23 protein-coding genes are annotated in these 21662 nt (G+C 49.3%); all 23 read left to right on the forward strand.

Translation table 11 applies throughout. The annotated features are described in order from the left end of the window. Positions 1-5: 5 nt before the first annotated feature. The 23 genes from NYE54_RS08700 to NYE54_RS08810 all read left to right on the forward strand — a co-directional run bounded on the left by NYE54_RS08700 (position 6) and on the right by NYE54_RS08810 (position 21658). On the forward strand, positions 6-1040 hold the full coding sequence (locus NYE54_RS08700; protein WP_009593998.1) for a rod shape-determining protein: 1035 nt from the start codon (positions 6-8) through the stop codon (positions 1038-1040). A 57-nt stretch (positions 1041-1097) separates the two neighbouring features. Then, positions 1098-1973 (forward strand): rod shape-determining protein MreC, encoded by an 876-nt coding sequence (mreC, locus tag NYE54_RS08705; RefSeq protein ID WP_339271582.1) that lies wholly within the window; start codon positions 1098-1100, stop codon positions 1971-1973. A gap of 1 nt (position 1974) precedes the next feature. Continuing rightward, positions 1975-2499, forward strand: a complete 525-nt coding sequence (mreD, locus tag NYE54_RS08710) for a rod shape-determining protein MreD (RefSeq protein ID WP_098742545.1) — start codon at positions 1975-1977, stop codon at positions 2497-2499. Positions 2500-2582: 83 nt separating this feature from the next. After that, a complete protein-coding gene (locus NYE54_RS08715; RefSeq protein WP_339271585.1) occupies positions 2583-3245 on the forward strand; it encodes a septum site-determining protein MinC in 663 nt (220 codons plus the stop codon). Positions 3246-3248: 3 nt separating this feature from the next. Continuing rightward, the gene (gene minD, locus NYE54_RS08720) at positions 3249-4043 is read left to right on the forward strand and encodes a septum site-determining protein MinD (RefSeq protein ID WP_009594006.1); all 795 of its coding nucleotides are present in this window, start codon (positions 3249-3251) and stop codon (positions 4041-4043) included. A 167-nt stretch (positions 4044-4210) separates the two neighbouring features. Continuing rightward, complete coding sequence (locus NYE54_RS08725; RefSeq protein ID WP_339271588.1) at positions 4211-5119, forward strand: M23 family metallopeptidase; 909 nt, start codon at positions 4211-4213, stop codon at positions 5117-5119. Then, entirely contained in the window at positions 5112-5975 is an 864-nt protein-coding gene (locus tag NYE54_RS08730; RefSeq protein WP_213647985.1) for a M50 family metallopeptidase, read from the forward strand. Before NYE54_RS08725 ends, NYE54_RS08730 begins: the two co-directional genes overlap by 8 nt. A gap of 118 nt (positions 5976-6093) precedes the next feature. Then, positions 6094-7329: an Rne/Rng family ribonuclease gene (locus NYE54_RS08735; protein ID WP_339271591.1), complete on the forward strand. Its 1236-nt coding sequence runs from the start codon at positions 6094-6096 to the stop codon at positions 7327-7329. Positions 7330-7490: 161 nt separating this feature from the next. Beyond that, complete coding sequence (gene rplU, locus NYE54_RS08740) at positions 7491-7802, forward strand: 50S ribosomal protein L21 (protein ID WP_006208810.1); 312 nt, start codon at positions 7491-7493, stop codon at positions 7800-7802. A 13-nt stretch (positions 7803-7815) separates the two neighbouring features. Further along, positions 7816-8148 (forward strand): ribosomal-processing cysteine protease Prp, encoded by a 333-nt coding sequence (locus NYE54_RS08745; protein ID WP_076323135.1) that lies wholly within the window; start codon positions 7816-7818, stop codon positions 8146-8148. Positions 8149-8165: 17 nt separating this feature from the next. Next, positions 8166-8477 carry a 50S ribosomal protein L27 gene (gene rpmA, locus NYE54_RS08750; protein WP_015734021.1) on the forward strand — a complete coding sequence of 104 codons (312 nt, stop codon included), beginning with the start codon at positions 8166-8168 and terminating at the stop codon, positions 8475-8477. Between the two features lie 169 nt (positions 8478-8646). After that, positions 8647-9387: a Spo0B domain-containing protein gene (locus NYE54_RS08755; protein ID WP_339271593.1), complete on the forward strand. Its 741-nt coding sequence runs from the start codon at positions 8647-8649 to the stop codon at positions 9385-9387. Positions 9388-9400: 13 nt separating this feature from the next. After that, the gene (gene obgE, locus NYE54_RS08760; RefSeq protein WP_076323137.1) at positions 9401-10711 is read left to right on the forward strand and encodes a GTPase ObgE; all 1311 of its coding nucleotides are present in this window, start codon (positions 9401-9403) and stop codon (positions 10709-10711) included. 287 nt (positions 10712-10998) lie between these two features. Beyond that, positions 10999-12306 carry an SPFH domain-containing protein gene (locus NYE54_RS08765; RefSeq protein WP_339271596.1) on the forward strand — a complete coding sequence of 436 codons (1308 nt, stop codon included), beginning with the start codon at positions 10999-11001 and terminating at the stop codon, positions 12304-12306. Positions 12307-12326: 20 nt separating this feature from the next. Continuing rightward, a complete protein-coding gene (locus NYE54_RS08770) occupies positions 12327-13085 on the forward strand; it encodes a hypothetical protein (protein WP_339271598.1) in 759 nt (252 codons plus the stop codon). Between the two features lie 24 nt (positions 13086-13109). Next, positions 13110-13862, forward strand: a complete 753-nt coding sequence (locus NYE54_RS08775) for a hypothetical protein (protein WP_339271599.1) — start codon at positions 13110-13112, stop codon at positions 13860-13862. 276 nt (positions 13863-14138) lie between these two features. After that, entirely contained in the window at positions 14139-14576 is a 438-nt protein-coding gene (locus NYE54_RS08780) for an ACT domain-containing protein (RefSeq protein WP_063478870.1), read from the forward strand. A 53-nt stretch (positions 14577-14629) separates the two neighbouring features. Then, positions 14630-15916: a homoserine dehydrogenase gene (locus NYE54_RS08785; RefSeq protein ID WP_339271601.1), complete on the forward strand. Its 1287-nt coding sequence runs from the start codon at positions 14630-14632 to the stop codon at positions 15914-15916. A 61-nt stretch (positions 15917-15977) separates the two neighbouring features. After that, positions 15978-17051, forward strand: coding sequence for a threonine synthase (gene thrC / locus NYE54_RS08790; protein ID WP_076323143.1), 1074 nt, complete (start codon positions 15978-15980; stop codon positions 17049-17051). Continuing rightward, complete coding sequence (thrB, locus tag NYE54_RS08795) at positions 17048-18016, forward strand: homoserine kinase (protein ID WP_339271602.1); 969 nt, start codon at positions 17048-17050, stop codon at positions 18014-18016. Before thrC ends, thrB begins: the two co-directional genes overlap by 4 nt. After that, positions 18013-18900, forward strand: a complete 888-nt coding sequence (gene pheA, locus NYE54_RS08800) for a prephenate dehydratase (RefSeq protein WP_339271604.1) — start codon at positions 18013-18015, stop codon at positions 18898-18900. Before thrB ends, pheA begins: the two co-directional genes overlap by 4 nt. Next, positions 18901-19785: a branched-chain-amino-acid transaminase gene (gene ilvE, locus NYE54_RS08805; RefSeq protein WP_339271606.1), complete on the forward strand. Its 885-nt coding sequence runs from the start codon at positions 18901-18903 to the stop codon at positions 19783-19785. It abuts the gene before it with no gap. 163 nt (positions 19786-19948) lie between these two features. Beyond that, entirely contained in the window at positions 19949-21658 is a 1710-nt protein-coding gene (locus NYE54_RS08810) for a LysM peptidoglycan-binding domain-containing protein (RefSeq protein WP_339271608.1), read from the forward strand. Positions 21659-21662: the final 4 nt, after the last annotated feature.

Genomic DNA, 21662 nt, shown 5'->3' on the forward strand with positions numbered 1-21662 from the left:
ACATCATGTTAGGTGGTTTTACGAAAGATTTGGGAATCGATTTGGGGACGGCAAATACGCTGGTTTATGTTCGTGGGAAAGGAATTGTCGTAAGAGAGCCTTCCGTGGTTGCTCTGCGTACAGATACTAAGAGCATTGAAGCCGTCGGAGAATCGGCTAAGAAAATGATTGGACGCACACCAGGCAATATTCGTGCCATTCGTCCGATGAAAGACGGCGTCATCGCTGATTTTGATACAACAGCTACGATGATTAAATACTTTATTCGTCAAGCACAGAAGCAACGTTCCATATTCCCGCGCCATCCGAACGTGATGGTATGTGTACCTTCCGGCATTACGGCGGTAGAGCAGCGTGCGGTTGAAGATGCGACCAAGCAAGCCGGTGCACGCGAAGCTTATACGATCGAAGAACCTTTTGCAGCTGCAATCGGCGCCGATTTGCCTGTGTGGGAACCTACAGGCAGCATGGTTGTTGATATCGGCGGAGGTACGACCGAGGTTGCGGTCATTTCTCTTGGGGGTATCGTAACCAGCCGCTCTGTACGCGTGGCAGGCGATGAGATGGATGAGTCTATTATTTCCTATATCAAACGTCAATATAACTTGATGATCGGTGAGCGCACATCCGAGCTGCTCAAGATGGAAGTCGGTTCCGCCATGCCGCTGGAGACCGTGGAAACGATGGAAATTCGCGGCCGTGACTTGGTGACGGGTCTGCCGAAGACGATTACCATTACTTCGGATGAGATTAGCGAAGCGTTGGCAGATACGATTAATGCGATTGTTGAAGCTGTTAAGGTTACGCTTGAGAAATGTCCTCCGGAGCTTGCTGCGGATATTATGGACCGGGGCATCGTGCTTACAGGAGGCGGCGCATTGCTTCGCAACCTGGACAAGCTGCTCGCTGAAGAGACCGGCATGCCGGTGATCGTTGCAGAGAATCCGCTGGATTGCGTGGCCATTGGTACAGGTAAAGCGCTCGAGAACATTCACTTGTTTAAATCCCGGAGCAGCTCTGCCGTCCGTTCCAAACGGTAGAAATCAAAATAGAAGTGTAAACCCCTAATGTTGGGAGAGAAAACAGTAAGTTAGAGGGTGCTGCAACTGTTTAAGCTGCTAGGTAATAAGCGATTGTTTATTATGCTCATCGGGCTGGTAGCGTTTATCGCTATTATGGGGTTTACGCTCGGCCCGAGAGCTTCTTTATCTTGGCCTGAAAAATTTGTCAAAGATACGGTCGGTTTTGTGCAAAGTGTGTTTTATAAGCCCGCTGCCTATATAGCGGGTTTCTTTGAAGATGTACGGAACATGAAGGAGATCTATGAAGAGAATGAGGAGCTGCGGAGAGCGGTTGCCCAATATTCTCGAGAGAGTGCGAATTATAACACGATGAAAGCTAATTACGAAAAGCTTCGGGATCAGCTCCATTTTACAGAGAACCAGAAAAATCGTGACAAATATGAGTACCGTACGGCCCAGGTGCTCAGCGTCAACTCGGATCCGAATAACCGGACACTTGTCGTCGATCTTGGCGAGCGCGATGGGGTTCGCCCTAATATGTCGGTCACGACAGTGGACGGCATGGTCGGCATTGTTAGCAGCGTAAGCAATTTCACCTCTACGGTGAAACTGTTGACAACGATGGACGCACAGGATCCGAATCCGCAGCCGATTTCGGTGACGGCCATCGGGAAAGAGGACAAAACGTTTGGCGTGGTTGAGAGTTACGATGAGAAGACCAACACACTGCAGATGACGCGTATTCAGGAGAATGATCCGATCAAGAAAGGCGATAAAATCATTTCATCCGGTGCCGGAGGCGTTATACCACAGGGCTTGATTATTGGTGAGGTAAAAAGTGTTCAGGTAAGCCAATACGGTCAGAGCAGAACAGCTACGATCAAACCAGCGGCCAAGTTTGATGACTGGAAGTATCTGATCATCGTCTTTACGCCTGAGGAGCCTGAATAAGATGGCACGTAAACAGATTCTGGTCCTGTTGCTGTTCGTGCTGTTTATCCTGCAGGGCACGGTGGTTTTCTGGTTAACGCCAAGCTCGCTGCAGCTTCAGATTTATCCTAACTTTGTATTGGTCTGCTTGTTTTTTGTTTCGATTTATTATCATCGCCACACGGGGCTGGTGCTCGGACTCTTATTCGGCATGCTTCACGATATCGTGTATTACGGCGAGATGATTGGCACTTATTCGTTTGCTATGGGCGTATCCGCATATCTGGTGGGACTTGTATTCAAGTCCCCGCGGGCACCTCTGCCCATGATGATGACCGTTGTCATCCTGGGAAGTTTGTTGTTTGACAGTACGCTTTTTGGCATATATAAGGTGTTTCGACTCAATCCGACTTCTTATAATTGGTCACTGCTTCATCATATGCTACCCAATCTCCTTGTTCATTTTGCCTTTGCTCTGGCGATTTACGTTCCTCTTCGCAAGCAGATTGAGTTGGTTACGAAGAATCAGAGAAGGAAGGCATCCTGAACCCTCCATTATGACATTTTACTAGACTAGCAGGAACTTGAAGGTTTGAGCGCGAAATGTATAGGGATGGGAGGGACAGGCTTATGGCTGTAAAATCCAATCATGTAACGATTAAGGGCATCAAAGATGGCCTGGTATTCCTGCTTGATGACCAGTGCGAGCTGGAGGAGTTGCTCGACGAGCTGCGCTATAAATTGGAGCACAGTCATCAGAATATTTTGACCGGACCTATCATTCATGTGGATGTGAAGCTGGGTTCCCGGAAAATTTCCGAAGAAGAGAAGCAGACGATTCTTGACATATTGAAGCAAAAGGGCAACCTGCTGATACGTAATGTGGAGTCGCCGCTGCTTGAGTCCGAGCTCATCCCAGAGGAGAAGCTTACGCTTAAGACGGGAATGGTGCGTTCCGGACAGGTGCTGCATCATGACGGCGATCTCTTGTTCCTCGGCGATGTGAATCCCGGCGGGACCATAACGTGTACTGGCGATATCTACATATTGGGAGCTCTGCGTGGAACCGCGCACGCCGGTGTAGAGGGCAACGAGGAAGCGATTATAGCGGCTTCGTATTTTGCCCCCACCCAGCTCCGTATCTCCCAGATGATCAGCAGACCGCCGGATGAGTGGGAGACGCGGGAAACGGTCATGGAGTTTGCGTATTTGAAGGACGGAAGCATGGAGATCGATAAGATCAGCAACATCTCACGTTTGGGTCGGGATTTTAATGTGTTTAAAGGGGTGTAGAACATGGGAGAGGCAATCGTCGTAACTTCAGGTAAAGGCGGAGTCGGTAAAACGACGACATCGGCGAACATCGGCACAGCTTTGGCACTGCTCGGTAAAAAAGTGTGTCTGGTTGATACGGACATCGGTCTTCGTAATTTGGATGTCGTGATGGGCCTGGAAAACCGGATAATATACGATTTGTGCGACGTTGCAGAAGGGCGATGCCGACTTAACCAGGCGCTAATCAAGGATAAGCGCTTTGATGAGCTGTATATGCTTCCTGCAGCCCAGACCAAAGACAAGAATGCCGTTTCTCCGGAGCAGGTGAAAGATATCGTACTTGAATTGAAAAAAGAATTCGAATACGTCATTATCGATTGTCCGGCTGGAATCGAGCAAGGATTTAAGAATGCCATTGCCGGTGCAGATAAAGCGATTGTGGTTACAACGCCCGAGAATGCGGCCGTGCGGGACGCAGATCGGATTATCGGCCTGCTGGAGAGCTCGCATGTCGAGTCTCCGAAGCTCGTGGTGAATCGGATTCGCCCGAACATGGTGAAATCCGGCGACATGCTGGAGATTGAAGATGTGCTGCAGGTGCTGAATATTGATCTGATCGGTATCGTGCCAGATGATGAAATGGTCATTAAAGCGGCCAACATCGGGGAGCCTACGGTGATGAATCCGGACTCCCAGGCAGCCATCGCCTATAGAAACATCGCCCGTCGTATCCTGGGTGACACCGTTCCTCTGATGCAAATCCATCAGAAAAAAGGAATGTTCACTAAATTCAAAAAGTTTTTTGGAATGGGTTAAGGGATTAACACGAACCGGTGCCGAGAGGCATCGGTTTTTTGTTTACTTCATCGACGCTGTTTTGATATGCATGCATTCTGCGCGCCTCTTCAATAGGGCTTGTTCTAAATATCTTTCATCTCCTCATAGGATAGAGTAAGAAAACAAGCCCCAAGGGGGAAAGAACAATGGACATCAAAACTTCAGTTAAGAACCGAAGAGAAGCCCGCATTCGCGAGCTGCTGGAAGGGGAACAGTCTCCGGTACCACATGATAAGTCGTCATGGACGCCCGTTCCCGAGAGGAAGCCTGCCAATCTCAATCTTCACAAGACAGGCTTTATACAGGATCACAGAGCGAATCCATCCCCACGTCTCGCAGAGAGGGAACCCGATCCCGAGCAGCTTTGGAAGCAAGGGCACCGCGGTTGGTATGGTACGCTGGATCCCGGTGATCCGGGGGAACCTCCAAGAAAAGCTTCGTTTCTGTCGGGCTTGGTGCGCCGCGTGATCGTCAGTGCGCTGGTGTTTGGATTGGCATGGGGGGTATTTTCGTTTCAGCAGCCGTGGGCTCTTCGTACACAAGCTTTTATTGTTGAGGGACTGAGCCATGAGATGGATTTTCAGGCAGCTCAAGTATGGTACGAGGAGCACTTTGGAAGCGCGCCTTCCTTTATTCCGATTTTTGGACAAACTGACGAGCACTCGACGAAGGTAAATGCCGGGACTACTTTAGTTCCTCCGCTTTCCGGAAAGGTGGTCCAATCCTTTGCTGTGGATCTTAAAGGCATTGTTTTGGAAGCCGGAGGGGGTTCTTTAGCAGACCGGGCGGTTAAGAGTATAGAGACTGGACGCGTGCTTGAGGTTAAAGATCATCCTGAGAATGGGGTCACCATTCTCATACAGCATACAGGAGAGAGAACGGCGATATACAGCAGGCTGGCAGAAACGGGACTTAAGGTAAACGATTGGGTCCAAGGTGGAGATATTATCGGCACATTGGCGTCTTCAGGCACAGGCAGCCCGCCCGCCCTTTATTTCGAACTGAAAGAGGGGAATCGTGGTGTCGATCCGGCGGAAGTGATTCCGTTTGATTAAGTTTAAGGGAACGGTATTGTCGCTGCATCCTCTCTTTGTTATTGTCATGCTGGCCTCTGTATTCACCGGTCGCTTTTTAGAATTGCTGACCCTGTTTATTATCGTGTTTATTCATGAATTGGGACACGCCGCCGCAGCGGCAGCGATGGGGTTCAAGGTACGAGCCATTCAGATGCTGCCGTTCGGCGGCGTTGCTGTCATTGAAGATGACGGCAGAATGACCGCGATGAAGGAAATCATCATTGCGCTTGCAGGTCCGCTGCAAAATGTCATCATGATTGGAATTACCCTGGTGTGTAGATGGGCGGGGTGGGGAGACGAGCAGCTGTTATCTTATATCATTCAGGGGAATCTCATCATTGCGCTGTTTAACCTTCTCCCGATTCTGCCACTGGATGGCGGCAAAGTGCTGCAAGCACTCATGAGCCTGCTCGCCCCATATCATGCGACCTTGCTGTGGGCTTCCCGCGCCGGCATTTTGTGCAGCTTGATCATGATCGGATACGGCTTGCAGCCGTTATTCTCCGGCGGCGGTATCCGTTTAAATGTGCTGATGATCGGTCTCTTTTTAGCGTATTCCAATTTTGAAGACTATCGGAATGTGCATTACCGGTTCTTACGATTTTTGGTTAATCGGAGCGGGATTTATGAACGGAATTTGGACGGACTCGGTCCTGCCCAGCCAATCGTTGCAGATTCTTCGAAACCTTTAGATGATATCATGCGTCTATTTAAACGAGAGAAGTATCATCTCATTTATGTCATGAGCGGACGAGGCAGCCTGCTTGCCGTCGTTCCGGAGCAGCATGTGATCTCTTCTTATTTTGCATCAAATGGTCCGCCCTGGTATGCGTAAATCGTAAACACCATGAGGAAGACGCAGGGCGGGCCATGATTCTTTATCCATTCATATCATCTGAAATTGTGTTAGGATAAAAAAATAGAATATCGTCTTCCATTTGAGGGGTGAAGCCATGAGGCAAATGATAGTTCATTGTGAACATGAGACCATTCAGATGGCCCTCATCGAAGATGGGAGGTTAGCAGAATTCGCCGTTGAGCGGAGTCGTGAGGAAAGTGTAGTCGGTAGTTTTTATAAGGGCAGGGTTGTTAATGTGCTGCCGGGCATGCAGGCGGCTTTTGTAGATATCGGGCTGAAGAAGAATGCATTTCTATATATTGATGATGTGCTCCATCCTCATTTAGAGAAGCAGCCCAAGCAGAAGCCGTCCATATCGGAGCTGCTAACAGTTGGCCAGGAATTGATCGTGCAGGTGATGAAGGAACCGAGAGGTGGCAAGGGGGCGCGGGTCACTACCCATTTCTCGCTTCCTGGTAGATGCATGGTGTACATGCCTACTGCGGATTATGTTGCCGTCTCCAAGAAAATTGGACGTGATGCGGAAAGAGCAAGGCTCAAGAGTATCGGAGATCAGCTCCGCACAGACGAAGAGGGGATCATTATCCGCACGGTATCGGAGGACGAGCCTTTAGAATTTCTTAAGGGAGATCTTGAGTATCTGCGAAAAGAATGGGCGCGAATTCTCGACAAGGGCGAATCTTCTCCTGCTCCGACGCTTCTTCATCGCGATTTAGGTATGCTGCAGCGTTTTCTCCGCGATGCCTTTGATCCGCTTCATGACGAACTTGTGATCGACAGCAAGCTCAAAGGCGAGGAAACCAAGAGCTATCTGAGGGAAACCGTTCCTGGTATAGAGCCAAAGGTTACATATTATTCGGAAGGAAGTCCGATTTTTCATGCTTATGGGTTGGACGAGCAGATGAGAGCTGGCTTTGCAAGGAAAATCACGCTTCCCGAGGGTGTAACCATCGTTGTAGATCAGACGGAGGCCATGACCATCATGGACGTGAATACAGCCAAATATATCGGTGGCGATAATTTCGAGGAAACGGTGCTGAAGACAAATCTTATGGCGGCGCAGCAGATTGCAAGAATCTTGCGGCTCTGGGATATCGGAGGCATTATCATCGTTGATTTCATCGATATGGATCGTGAAGAGTATCGGGAGCAGGTTGTTTCTGCCATGGAGGCTGTGATGCGCAAGGACCGTGCCAAGAGCTTTGTGGTGGGTTGGACCAGGCTGGGACTGCTGGAAATGACCCGCAAAAAAGCTAGAGAAAGCTCTTCGCTCCCATTTGCCAAGCCCTGCGGGGCTTGTGGGGGCAGAGGCGTTGTTATCGAACAATGATGTTGACGGTGAACATGGGATATGATATTATCATTGGGTATGTGTCTAGTGATGAATTGCTGCACATGCTGTAACCGCTCCGGTTGGGTTAGCAAGGACGTTCCTGCTTAGGACGGACACCTTAAACTAGGCGAGTCTGAGACATAGGGAGGTGCAAGCAAATGTACGCTATTATCGAAACAGGTGGTAAACAATACAAAGTTCAAGAGGGCGACGTATTGTTCATCGAGAAGCTGACTGCAGGTGACGGCGAGAGCGTGACTTTCGACCGTGTACTGGCCGTATCCAAAGAGGACGGTTTGGTAGCAGGTACGCCGGTTGTTTCCGGTGCAACTGTAACTGCGAAGGTAGAGAAGCACGGTAAAGGCCGTAAGGTCGTTGTATACAAATACAAGCCGAAGAAGAACTACCACAAGAAGCAAGGTCATCGTCAACCTTACACTAAAGTAACCATCGAGAAAATCCAAGCGTAAGTAGGTGCGGTAATTGATTACTGTACAAGTACTGCGCGGGGGAGATGGACGGATCCATAGCTTCAAGGTTACGGGGCACGCGGGATATGCCAATCCTGGAGAAGATATTGTATGTGCTGGAGTTTCCAGCATTACAGTGGGAACGGTCAATTCCATTGAAGCGTTAACCGGAACTGTTATGGAGACCCGGATGAAGGGCGGCTTTCTTAGCGCGAATCTTCCGCCGACGGCAGACGATTCCGTCTCGGGACAAGTTCAACTGCTTCTCGAATCCATGGTTGTTATGTTACAGGGAATTGCCGATTCATACGGCAAGTATATAAGAATACAAGAATTGACTACTTGAAGAAGGAGGTAGACAACATGTTGAAATTGGATCTTCAGTTATTCGCATCGAAAAAAGGTGTAGGTTCCACAAAGAACGGTCGCGATAGCGAATCGAAACGTCTTGGTGTGAAACGTGCGGACGGTCAAGCAGTGACTGGCGGCAGCATCTTGGTTCGCCAACGCGGAACGAAAATTCATCCAGGCACGAACGTAGGTATCGGTAAAGACGATACTTTGTTTGCGAAAGTTGACGGCGTTGTGAAATTTGAACGTTGGGGTCGTGATCGCAAGAAAGTGAGCGTCTACCCGGTTGATGTCGCTCCAGTAGCGGCTGCAGTAGAAGCTTAATCGTTTCTTATGCTGCATACAGAAGAAGCCTTTCGGCATCGTTGCCGGGGCTTCTTTTTTTGTAAATTGCGTAAAGATCATCATCCAGGGGATGAACCGTCCTGAAAGTCTATGATATACTGGGATTTGGTGAATGTAACCAATTGCTGTTGAAAGACGAGGAGAAGCGATGAAATCCTGGAAATGGATAGCAGCTGGGGCGGGGTTAACCTCCGTAATACCCGTAGCATGGATGGTATGGAAACCGACTTTGGCTGCAGGAGCAGTGTTGACGGTTTGGGCTGTCACTGCGTCTGTCTGCGGTGCATGGCTTGTCCGAAAATCGGACGAGCGTAGACAGCAAGCCATCGTTCGGAATATGGAGTCGACGGCGATTCAGATGCTGAATCACCATCGTCATGATTGGATGAATGAGCTTCAAATTTTGTACGGCTACATTCAACTTGGAAAGCTTGATAAAACAGTGGGTTCTGTGGAAAGAATAAAGGACAGGATGGCGACGGAGAGCAGAATCTCTAAGCTAGGCATTCCTTCGCTGGTTTTTTATTTACATTCATACCGTACGTACAGCAACAATCTGCAGCTCGACGTTGAAGTTGTGGACCAGGTACAACTGGAAGACAAAGTATCGCCACAAACGGCGGAGTCTTTTACCGAAGCAATCATTCAAACGGTGAGAGCTTTTCAATTGAGCGGAAAAGCGTCCTGGGGGGATACCCGGCAATTAACATTAACATTTATGCAGCAAGAACAAGAGCTGATGGTATGGGCACAAGGAGAAGGATCCTTTGGTGACCCGGACAGCTTGAAGCTTCAGATTGAACAATCCGTAAAAGGCGAAGGCATTCGGGTGGAGCAGACGGAGCCGGGGGAGACCTCGTATCGTTTGTATTTGCCGTTTGTGACTTGAGGAAGGTGATTTCATGTTTGTAGATAAGGCAAAAGTATATGTAAAAGGCGGAGACGGCGGAGATGGTCTCATTGCGTTCCGTCGAGAGAAATACGTTCCTGAAGGCGGACCTGCCGGCGGTGACGGCGGTAAGGGCGGCGACGTGATTTTCCGGGTGGACGAAGGACTGCGCACGTTGATGGATTTCCGTTACCAGAAGCATTTTAAGGCCAAGCGCGGGGAAAAAGGCCGCAATAAAAGTCAGCATGGCGCCAATGCGGATAGCATGATTGTCCGTATCCCGCCGGGTACCATCTTAATGGATGACGATACCGGTGAGGTGATTGGAGATTTGACCCGACACGGTCAGCAGGTTGTTGTTGCCAGAGGAGGCCGTGGAGGGCGTGGAAATATCCGCTTTGCTACGCCGAACAATCCGGCGCCTGAACTTGCCGAGAACGGTGAGGAAGGCGAAGAGCGTTACGTAACCCTGGAACTTAAAGTGATGGCTGATGTAGGTCTCGTCGGGTTCCCTAGCGTAGGCAAATCAACCTTGTTATCCGTTGTATCTGCGGCTCAGCCGAAGATCGGCGCATACCACTTTACGACCATAACACCGAATTTGGGAATGGTTGAGGTTGGAGACGGTCGCAATTTCGTAATGGCTGACTTGCCTGGTCTGATTGAGGGTGCTCATGAAGGCGTGGGACTTGGTCACGAATTCCTCCGGCACGTGGAAAGAACACGCGTCATTATCCATGTTGTGGATATGGCAGGCACGGAAGGAAGGGATCCGTTTGAGGACTGGGAAAAAATCAATGATGAAATCAGGCTTTACAACCCGGTTCTGGTCGATCGGCCGCAAATCGTAGCCGCTAATAAAATGGATATGCCGGAGGCGGAAGAGTATTTGGCAGCCTTTAAAGAGAAGGTGAAGGAAATCCGTCCGGACATCGAGGTCATGCCGATTTCCTCGCTGACCCGACAAGGTATCCAGGAACTTCTTTATCGCACGATCGATGTGCTCGAAAGTATTCCGGATGAGCCAGCGATTGAAGAAGTATCCGAGGTTTCCGAGCGTAAGGTGTATAAATTCAAAGCGCAAAACGACAACTCCTTCACCGTCACTAGGGATAATGAGATGTATGTGGTGCATAGCGAGCGAATTGAGCGGATGCTGAAACGGATGCAGATGAATTCACATGATGCGATTCTGAAGCTTGCAAGAACCATGCGTCATATGGGCGTTGATGAAGAACTCCGGAAACGGGGCGCGACAGAAGGCACCATTGTACGGATTGGCGATTTCGAATTCGAATTTGTTGAAGGCAGCAGCTACTATTAATGCGTAAAAAGTACGTTTTGAAGAAAAATACCGCAAAGTCTGTATAACAGCAGGCTTGGCGGTATTTTTTTTATGAACGAACTTGTATCTCTATGAATCGATAACTCGTAAACATGAACAGTGATTTATGGCATCTGCCTGTGAAACTGTTTCGATATGTCTTTTTCCATTTAGGTTTCCAAATTTTGCATCCACATATCGGGTAAATCGTATACAATAGTAGTACAATAGTCCTTTTCCATAGACAATCAGGATGGAAGGAACGGCGTAAAAAGGAGAGTAGAACTATGGCGATTATTGAAGTTGTAAAATACGAAGGGCCGCCGGATGTGTTTGCATGGCGTTATCCGAATCAGGAGTTAGGGACTTGGACCCAGCTCATTGTTCATGAGACACAGGAGGCAATCCTGTATAAGGGCGGTCAGGCCCTGGACTCCTTCTCAGCGGGGCGGCATACGCTGAGTACAGCGAATATACCGATTTTATCCAATGTGATCAATCTTCCATTCGGTGGGAAGTCTCCCTTTACGGCAGAAGTCTGGTTTGTGAATAAACTTCGTTCACTGGACGTCAAATGGGGGACCAACTCGCCGATCCAGCTGCAAGATCCGAAATACAATATTATCGTATCGGTCCGGGCTTTTGGCCAATTCGGCGTACAGATCAGCGATCCGCGAAAGTTTCTGGCGACCATGGTCGGTACGCTGCAAACTTTTGACCAGGGCACCCTGATTAAATATTATCGCGGCGTACTGATGTCCAATATTACGGAAATCATATCCTCCTATATCGTTCGCAAAAAAATCAGCGTTGTGGAGATCAATGCTTACATAGCGGAAATATCGAAGCATATCATGGAAGCGATTGCGCCTTCATTTGAAGAGATAGGGATCACTCTGCTGAATTTCTATGTAGATTCCATCAACATACCGGAGAATGACCCTGCAGCTGTTCGAATCAAGGAGGCGCTAGCGAAGAAAGCGGAGATGGACATCATCGGATATACCTATCATCAGGAAAGAACCTTTAATACGCTTGAGGGGGCAGCGAAGAATCCCGGCAGCCCGGCAGCGGTCATGGGGACCGGGCTGGGCATGGGACTTGGGATGGTCGGCCCGATGTACGAGACCGCCCGGCATATGTTTGAGAGTTCAACGGAACTAGAGAAGGATGATATGCCAATCAACCAGAAGGCATGTACCAAGTGCGGAACACGGAACGGGGAAGAAGCCCGATTCTGTTCGGGATGCGGCCAATCGCTTCAGGCGCAAGCCGAGCAAGAGCCAGCGAAAACCGTCCGGTGCAACGATTGCGGGCAGCCTCTACCTCCGAATGCCAAGTTTTGTCTTCACTGCGGAGACCCTTACCATGCATGCCCTAAGTGTGGTCATGACCATCCTGCCGGTGCTGTTGAATGTCCGGAGTGCGGTGCACCGCTGCCTATGCCTTGCCGGGCATGCGGTGAATTGGTGGATGCGGAAGCCAAGTTTTGCCCGCACTGCGGGTCGAGCCATGAACTTACATGTCCTGGGTGTCATCATGAGATCAAACCGGGCCAGAAGTTCTGCATGGAGTGCGGTCATAAATTGATGTGAAGTGAAAGCGGGGGAATAGAGTGAACACAAGGACCACAAGTCGAAACAGATTATGGCTGGCTGCCGTAGCGCTTCCGGTCGTAACCATCCTTCTGTTCGGATTGATCAGTGGGATCGTTCAGCTGAATGCTTGGATATCGGGCATAGCCCTCGGATGCGCCGAGGCGGCCATTCTCGTATTTATCGGTTTTGTCATGCACCAGCGCAAAGCGGCTTCGTCAGGAGCACCCTTTCATATTGCTTCAGGCGTTATTATAGGGATCTATACAATCTCCGTCTTGCTGGAGGTTATTCTGCTGGGATATTTATTTAAGCTGCCTGAATCTTCGTATTTGATGATTCATCTGATAACCTTCCTGGGGTTTTCGGTTGTTTTCGGACTGATAGCTTTGGCGGGAAAATATGCAGGAGCTCATGAACGGAAGGAAAGTGATCATCTTTCGGTTAAGAAAGAGACGGTGGCTTGGATCGGGGGAATCCGGAGAAAACTAGGGGAGATGCCAGGAGAGAACATTCATTTGTTAGACCGGCAGATGGCCGAGCTTGAGGAAACGCTTCGGTATAGCGATCCAATCACACACACCTCATTATATGAAGTAGAGCATATGATCCAGCAAAAAATCGCGATGTTGGAGGACCAAGTGGCGCTGATCGGGGAGACACAAGCGGAACAACGTGATGAGCTGGTAGAGCAAACCGTTCACATCATCCGCGATATCCTTAGAACGGTACAGGATCGCAACACGGAACTTCTGAAAGCAAAGGCGGGATCAACCTAATGCAGATGATAGAGGGGATAGAAAATGGAAGCTTCTGATCTCAAGCGCTTTAAACAGAAATTCACGACAGTGGATTATTCTATTATTGCGGTGGCGGTTCTGTTTTTTCCGCTGGCCATTGTGCTGACAGCTGTTCGGGTCCTTGTCACCCATCGCCATAATCACTGTAAGGGACGAAACAATCGGCTCTTCGGGTGGGTTTTGGTCATCACCTATGGAATCTTTGAATTGCTTATGATTCTGGCGACTATTGATGATAAAGATGTCGATGGCCTCTATTCGGCTTCCATCGTTTGGGGCGTTATTATACTGGTTCCAGCTATCATCATGCTGTTGATTGCCAAAAAAGAAGACAAGAAATTCAACAGTTTGCTGCAATTTTATTCGAATGCCATTATGAAAAGAGGGCTCGTCGAGATTGAACATATCGCTCGTGAGGCAAGACAAACGCCGGCACATGCCGTCCGGGATATCACGTTCATGTTTGAACGGCGTATGCTGCCTAACGGAAAGCTCGACAATGGAGTCGTCATCATCCCGTCCTTGCAGAGGAGAACCCAATCCCCATTCCAAGGGGAATTTGTTTCGCACAATGGACAGAGAATGCAGTATTCACTGGGAGAAGCTGCGGCTGAACCAGCGCCATTAACCCGAAACGAAGCGACGCCCGATCCAGGACCGAAGTCTGTGGAATGCCCGGGCTGCGGGGCAAGGTCGGTCGTGACGCATCTGGAGAAAAAAGAATGTGAGTATTGCGGTACGGTGATTGTGGCTTAGATTTTACGCGGAGCGTTTGATCTCAAATCTTAAACATGGTTGTTTCATCGGCAGTTTCCGCATACCGGAGACTGCTTTTTCTTACGCATCATTTACAATTTTGACGTGAATATCGATGTGTTCCGAATCGAATTGCGTTATAGTATAGGCTATAGAGTTGACATAAGAAATATCGGGATATCTAAAAAAACTGGACACTTATGTATTGCCCTTACTTGGTATATCCAGTATAATGTCCACTATACGAATACAGTAGTCTTTGAGGAGAGGACGTTTGTGAAGGAACGCTACTATTTGGTTCGGGAAGACATCCTTCCCGAGGCTGTGGTTAAGACGATGCAAGTGAAAAAATTGCTGGCGTCGGGAGACGTTAGGACGGTCCATGAAGCCGTTGAGCAAGTTGGGCTTAGCCGAAGCGCTTTTTATAAGTACAAGGATGGAATCCATCCTATCAATCAACTGGAACGAGATGAAATCGTAACGATTTCTATCGATATGGAACATCGCTCCGGGATGCTATCCGAAGTGCTGGGGCTGGTAGCGGGTGAAGGCGGGAATGTATTAACCATTCATCAGAGCATTCCACTGCAGGGTATCGCCAATGTCGTGATTTCCGTCGAAGTATCCCGGCTTAATGAGGAGCTGGATGATCTGCTCGACGGATTGAGACGAATAACCGGAGTAAGAAGAGTGCAGATGATAGGCCAGGGTTAAGTTATGATGAATAAATAGATATCTATGCGATGGGATACAGGAGGTATGTATTAATGAAACCGGTCAAAGTAGGACTTTTGGGATTAGGAACCGTAGGAACAGGGGTTGTCCGCATCGTTGAGGGGCATCAGGAGGATTTGAGCAGCCAGGTCGGTTCGCCGATTTCGATAGAACGCATCGCTGTCAAACATTTGGAGAAGTACCGCAGTATCAATGTGGACCAGAATAAACTGACGGAAGATCCATGGGCGGTCATCCGCGATCCTGAGATTGATGTCATCGTTGAAGTGATGGGCGGGATTGAGCAGACGAAAACCTATATTCTCGAAGCGCTTGAGCGCGGCAAGCATATCGTTACCGCGAATAAGGATCTGATGGCTCTCCATGGTGCCGAAATATTAGCCAAGGCACAAGAGAAGCAGTGCGACGTGTTCTACGAGGCAAGCGTTGCTGGCGGTATTCCTATTATCCGCACGTTGATTGAAGGCTTCTCCTCGGATCGAATCATGAAAATCATGGGGATCGTGAACGGTACAACCAACTTCATTTTGACCAAGATGAGCCAAGAAGGCGCATCGTATGAGGATGTCCTGGCTGAAGCTCAGGAGCTCGGTTATGCAGAAGCCGATCCGACCTCCGATGTGGAAGGCTTGGACGCGGCCCGCAAAATGGCGATACTAGGGACACTCGGCTTCCGCACGAACGTTGAGCTCCAGGATGTAACCGTTAAGGGAATCTCGCAAGTGACCAAAGAAGATATCGCCTATGCGAAGCGTTTGGGCTACGAGATGAAGCTTCTGGGTATAGCGGAGCGTCAGGACGATGAGTTCAGCATCACTGTTCAGCCTACGATGGTTCGAAAAGGACATCCTATCGCGGCCGTGAATGGGGTATTTAACGCGGTTTATGTATACGGAGAAGCTGTAGGTGAAACGATGTTTTACGGAGCCGGCGCCGGCGAGATGCCAACCGCTACATCCGTCGTTGCAGACTTGGTTGCGGTCATCAAGAATCTGAAGCTCGGCGTCAACGGGCTCAAAGCCATCGTTCCTTACAAACCGAAGAAACTCAAAACCGATGAGCAGATTATGTACAAGAACTTCATTTTGCTTCATGTCGACGATAAAGCAGGTGTACTTGCCCAAATTACGCAGGTGTTCGCCGAATATAACGTCAGCCTGGAATCGGTTGTTCAGCAGCCGAACGAGCATAATCCGGACGCAGAGATTATCATCGTCACGCACAATGCGAGCAAAGCCAATATGGATGAAGTGTTGAATCATTTTGAAGGCCTGGAAGTCATCCGCCGGATTAAAAGTGTTTACCGTGTTGAAGGATAAGGGATTAGAACTCATTAAATACCCGATATAATTTTTTCATAAGAAAAGGAGAACATGAGAGATGCCGTATGAAGGATTGCTTCAAACCTACAGAGAATATTTGCCGGTGAATGAGCGTACTCCGCTTTTAACGCTTAAGGAAGGAAACACACCTTTGATCAAAGCCGTGAATCTATCTGAAGAGCTCGGAATTGATCTGCATTTCAAATTTGAAGGGCTTAATCCAACGGGTTCATTTAAAGACCGCGGGATGGTGATGGCCGTAGCGAAAGCAATGGAAGAGGGAAGCCGTACTATTATGTGCGCTTCCACGGGTAATACGTCAGCAGCAGCTGCTGCTTATGCCGCTCGTGGCGGATTAAATTGTATCGTTATCATTCCGAACAATAATATTGCGCTGGGCAAGCTCGCCCAGGCAATGATCTACGGAGCGAAGGTTATTGCGATTGAGGGCAATTTTGACCGCGCGCTGGAAATCGTGCGCGAGATTACGGCGAAGCATCCGATTGCGCTTGTGAACTCCGTGAACCCTTATCGAATCGAAGGCCAGAAGACGGCTGCATTCGAAGTCGTAGACCAGTTAGGGAAAGCTCCGGACGTGCTGGCGATTCCGGTCGGCAATGCGGGGAACATCTCCGCTTACTGGAAAGGATTTAAAGAGTACCACGCGGCGGGCAAATCCTCTTCACTACCGAAAATGCTAGGATTTGAAGCGGAAGGTGCTATGGCGATCGTGAAGGGAGAGCCTATTGCGAATCCGGAAACGGTAGCGACTGCCATCCGTATCGGGAACCCAGCCAGCTGGAAAACCGCGGTTGCCGCCGCAGAGGAATCCGGTGGACAGATTAACTACGTAACGGATGAAGAAATTTTGGAAGCATACCGAAAAATTGCATCGCGTGAGGGCATTTTTGCCGAGCCAGGATCGGCTGCCTCCATCGCAGGCGTTTATAAAATGAAGCGAGAAGGATATTTTAAAGGTGGAGAGTCCGTTGTCTGTGTGCTGACAGGGCATGGGCTCAAGGATCCGAATATCGCCATTTCTACCGTGAACGCCGAACCGCTCGTCGTATCGGATACGGAATCAGCCGTAATGGATGCTATTGCTAAGCTTGAAGGAGCTGCACGGGTATGAGTTTGTCTCAAGGTGTCCGGGTGAAGGTTCCGGCCAGTACGGCTAATTTGGGACCTGGATTCGATACACTCGGCATGGCATTGTCTTTATATTCCTGGATCGAGATGAAGGCGTCGGAGCGGACCGTATTCCATCTTCATGGTGATGAGATGGGAGGTCTGCCGACGGATAAGAGCAACCTGATCTACAAGGTGGCTCAGATGGTTTTTGAAGAAGCGGGACAGGCTGTTCCTGATCTGGAGATTTCCATGTATTCCGAAATTCCGCTTACCCGCGGTCTTGGCAGCAGTGCATCGGCGATTGTAGGGGCGCTGGCGGCTGCCAATGCGCTGATCGGTTCGCCGCTGCCCGATTCCAAGCTTTTTGACATGGCGACGGATCTTGAGAAGCACCCGGATAATGTAGGGGCCTCTTTATTTGGAGGGATTATTACGGCGGTATGGGACGGAGCCCATGCGGATTATATCCGCATTGAACCTCCAGCAGACCTCGGAACGCTCGTGGTTATTCCCGATTTCGAGTTGGCTACATCCAAAGCAAGGGAAGCGCTGCCCGCCCAGGTCAGTTTAGCGGATGCTGTATATAATATTAGTCGATCCTCCTTGATGACCGCGGCTCTTTCGGCAGGCAGACTGGACTTGATTCGGGCTGCAATGCAAGATCGGATTCACCAACCCTATCGGGTGCCGCTTGTGCCAGGGATGACCAAGATTTTGACCGAAGCGACAAGCCACGGAGCGCTCGGTGTTGCGCTAAGCGGAGCGGGCCCGACGATGATTGCGTTGGTGGATCGGAACGATTCACAGATAGAAGAATTGAGCGCGTATTTAATGGAGACGATGAAGGCGGAAGGAATCTCGTCTTCGTGCTACCAATTGAATCCAGTTGCGGAAGGCGTCCAGCTCTTGGATGATATAAACAATAGATCCTTTTTGGATATGATTAGAGGGGAAGTTACCGCATGAAAAAAATAGCCTTGTTGCCCTCAGGATCGGTATCTCATGAAGCGATACTTTATCTCCTTAACGGTGAGCCGGTGGAGTTTGTCCACCATAAACTGATCTCTGATGTATTTATGTCTACAGTAGAAGGACAAAGCGATTACAGCGTGATCCCGATTGAGAATACCATCGAAGGCTCCGTGAGCCTTCATATGGATTGGTTGGTCAATGAGGTGGATCTGCCGATGCAGGTAGAGTGGGTCTATCCTTCCATTCAAAACCTGATCGGAAATGCTGCCGAGTTCCGTTCAAATGACGGTACGATGGATTACAGTAAAATCACAAAAATTTGGTCCCACCAAGTAGCAACGGCCCAGTGCCGTCAGTTCCTCGCGAAGGCCGCACCACAGGCTGAGTTGGAGCAAGTAGGCAGCACGTCTGAAGGGGTTAAGATCGTAAAGGAAAATCCCGGCAAGGGATGGGCGGCGATCGGCACTTCACTCGGCGCAGCCACTCACGGATTAAACCTGCTTGCCGAGCGTATTACCGACCATGATAACAATTACACCCGGTTTGTCTTGATCGGACGCGAGCCGATTTCAGTCAACCGTTCGCCGGAGCATATCAAGACCAGCATTCTCGTGACCCTCCCAGAGGATGTGCCGGGAGCGCTGCATCAGGTGCTTTCTGCTTTTGCTTGGCGGCGCCTGAACCTGTCGCGGATCGAATCCCGTCCGACGAAGAAGAAACTCGGTAATTACTATTTTTATATCGATGTCATGGCCGCAGCGGATTCCGTTCTATTGCTCGCCGCCATGGGAGAGATTGAAGCGCTGGGATGTTTGGTTCGTGTGCTGGGTACTTATCCGGGCTATGCGTACGAGAGTGAGAAAATGGAGGTTAAGTAAATGTCAGAGCAATGGATCTATCTGGATGGAGAATTCGTCACAAAAGAGAATGCAAAAGTATCCGTTTTTGATCATGGATTTTTGTACGGAGACGGCATATTCGAAGGCATTCGGATATATAACGGCAACATCTTTAAGTGCAAGGAACACTTGGATCGGCTGTACGATTCCGCCAAGTCCATCGATTTAGTCATCCCACTGGCATATGATGAGCTGCTGGAGGCTACGGCCGAAACGATTCGGCGCAACGATATGCGAAACGGGTACATCCGTATCGTAGTATCCCGAGGTGCAGGCAATCTGGGTCTGGATCCGCGTCGCTGCCCTAAACCAACGGTGTTGATCATTGTGGAACAGCTGGCGATCTACTCTGAAGAAGCCTATCTGAACGGTTTGAAGGCTGTATCCGTAGCTCAGCGCCGTAACATTCCGGATGCGCTCAATCCGAAAATCAAGTCTCTGAACTATTTGAACAATATTCTTGTGAAGATACAATCCAACTTTGCGGGAGCGGATGAAGCAATCATGATGAACGCACAAGGATATGTGACGGAAGGCTCCGGGGACAATATTTTTATCGTGAAAAACAGCGTGGTCACCACGCCACCGTGCTACCTTGGTGCGCTTGAAGGCATTACACGTCAGGCGATTATTGATTTGTGCGATAAACTCGGCATTAAATTGAAGGAAGAGCCTTTCAGCATGCATGACGTATATATTGCAGACGAGGTATTTTTTACAGGAACCGCCGCCGAGGTCATCGCCGCTCGCGAAATTGACGGACGGATGATCGGAAAAGGGCAGGCTGGTCCAATTACGCTTCAATTGCTCGAGGAATTCCGCAAAATTGTGGATCAAGACGGTTATAAAGTGTGGGAATCCTAACGTTTTTGGACAGCTAAATAAACGACTTAAAAAATCCTTTCATGTCGATGAAAGGATTTTTTTTGCCCAGAGGGATGTCAATCGCCTATTCCGTGCATAGGATGTAGTAACGAAAGCGGGCGAATAACATGACGCCTAGAAGAGTGTAGGAGGTTTTAGCGGCGTGAAGATACACATCGTCAAGGAAGGCGACACCCTATATGAGCTGTCCAAAAAATACGACGTTCCTTTAGCGAAAATCATCGATGCCAATCCACAGCTGGTGGATCCGAATAAGCTCGATGTCGGTGCCAAAATCAAATTACCGACAGAGCCTGTTCCGGTACCAGGCGGCAGCCAACCCATTATCCATAAGCATACGGTAAAGCAGGGGGACTCCCTCTGGAAACTGTCGAAGGCATGGGGCGTAACCCTGAGAGAAATCATTGATGCCAACCCGCAGCTTAAAAATCCGAATGCCCTGCTGGTGGGAGAGGTCGTGAACATCCCTTCATCAGGCGTATATTCGGAGTCGGGCGCAGATGACGGGGGTTCGATGAGCAGTGGCAGTGGTTTGAACCCGGGCAAGAAGAAGCCGGGCAGCAAGGATTACACAGGAGTAAAGGAAGAAATCACAGCGCCGATCGAGCAGCCTCCGGTTGTTCCGGAAGTTAAGGAGCCCGAGCCGCTGATTTTGCCGAAACTTCCTGAGATTTCGCCTTTCCCCGAGGAGCCTAAGAAATTCGAACCGGAGTACAAACCGGAGATTTTACCTGAAATCAAGAAGCCGGTCATCCTGCCGGAAGTCATGAAACCAGAGATCCTGCCAGAAGTAAAGAAACCGGAAGTCATGCCTGATTTTAAAAAGCCTGCAATCATGCCTGCAATCATGCCTGATTTCAAGCCGGAATTTAAACCTGAATTTAAATCAGATTTTAAACCGCCATATAAGCCAATAGAACCTGAGTATACGTACCCTGTTAAAACCATGCCGTTACCTCACCCAATCCATCCCATGGCCGAACCATGTCCGCCATTTGCGGAGATGCCACTTCATATGATGCCGCATCCATGTCCGGAGTTTCCTTTTCAAGAAGCGCCTGCATTTATGATGCCTCCATACGGTGGTTTTCATGAAGGGCCATGTGGTTGCCATGAACCTAAACATTGGCATGGTTCCGATTACGGCACAGCCGTTCATCCGTATCACCATATACCGCAGGAAGCGATGCCCGTTTCCTATAATGAAGGCTGGGGAGATGCAGCTTCAGGATATCCGGGTGTTTCTGAACAGCCAATGAGCTTGGAATATTCCCAGTTCTCAATCACCGAATCGTATACAGGGAATATGGGTTCCGATTACCATCCATATCCTGAGCATCATCATACAGCGCCGACATATGGTTATGTCCCGTCTCCTTGCGGATGCCACGGGGGAGAAGTTAGTCCGCACTATAACATGCCGCAACACGGGCATTATCAGCATGCACCGGACATGGCGGTACCGTATCAACCTTGGCAGGGTGGAATGGACTACAATGCTAGGCCATACGGATATCCGTCCGAACTCATGGGAACTCAAGGAGCATATCCTCCATTTGAAAATCCATATGAACAGAACTGGTATGATCGGCAAAATGACCAGCAGCTCGATTCGGCATTCAATCCGTCGGCTCCATTCGAAGCGAAGCAATCCAATATGTCGATCAGCAGTGAAGTTGAGAACGATACGAAACCATCCGTATCGAGAGATACCGCCATTGAAGAGAATGCTAAGGAAAGAGCCAAAGTCCATCGTCAGCAAGCTAATAAAACAAGAACTGCAGCCAAGAAATCACGCAAGCCTCAAGTCTCATCAAAAGGCAAGCGCCACAATCCCTGGATCAAGGGTTAAGACA

Source organism: Paenibacillus sp. FSL K6-1330 (assembly GCF_037976825.1).
Classification (GTDB): Bacteria; Bacillota; Bacilli; order Paenibacillales; family Paenibacillaceae; genus Paenibacillus_AQ.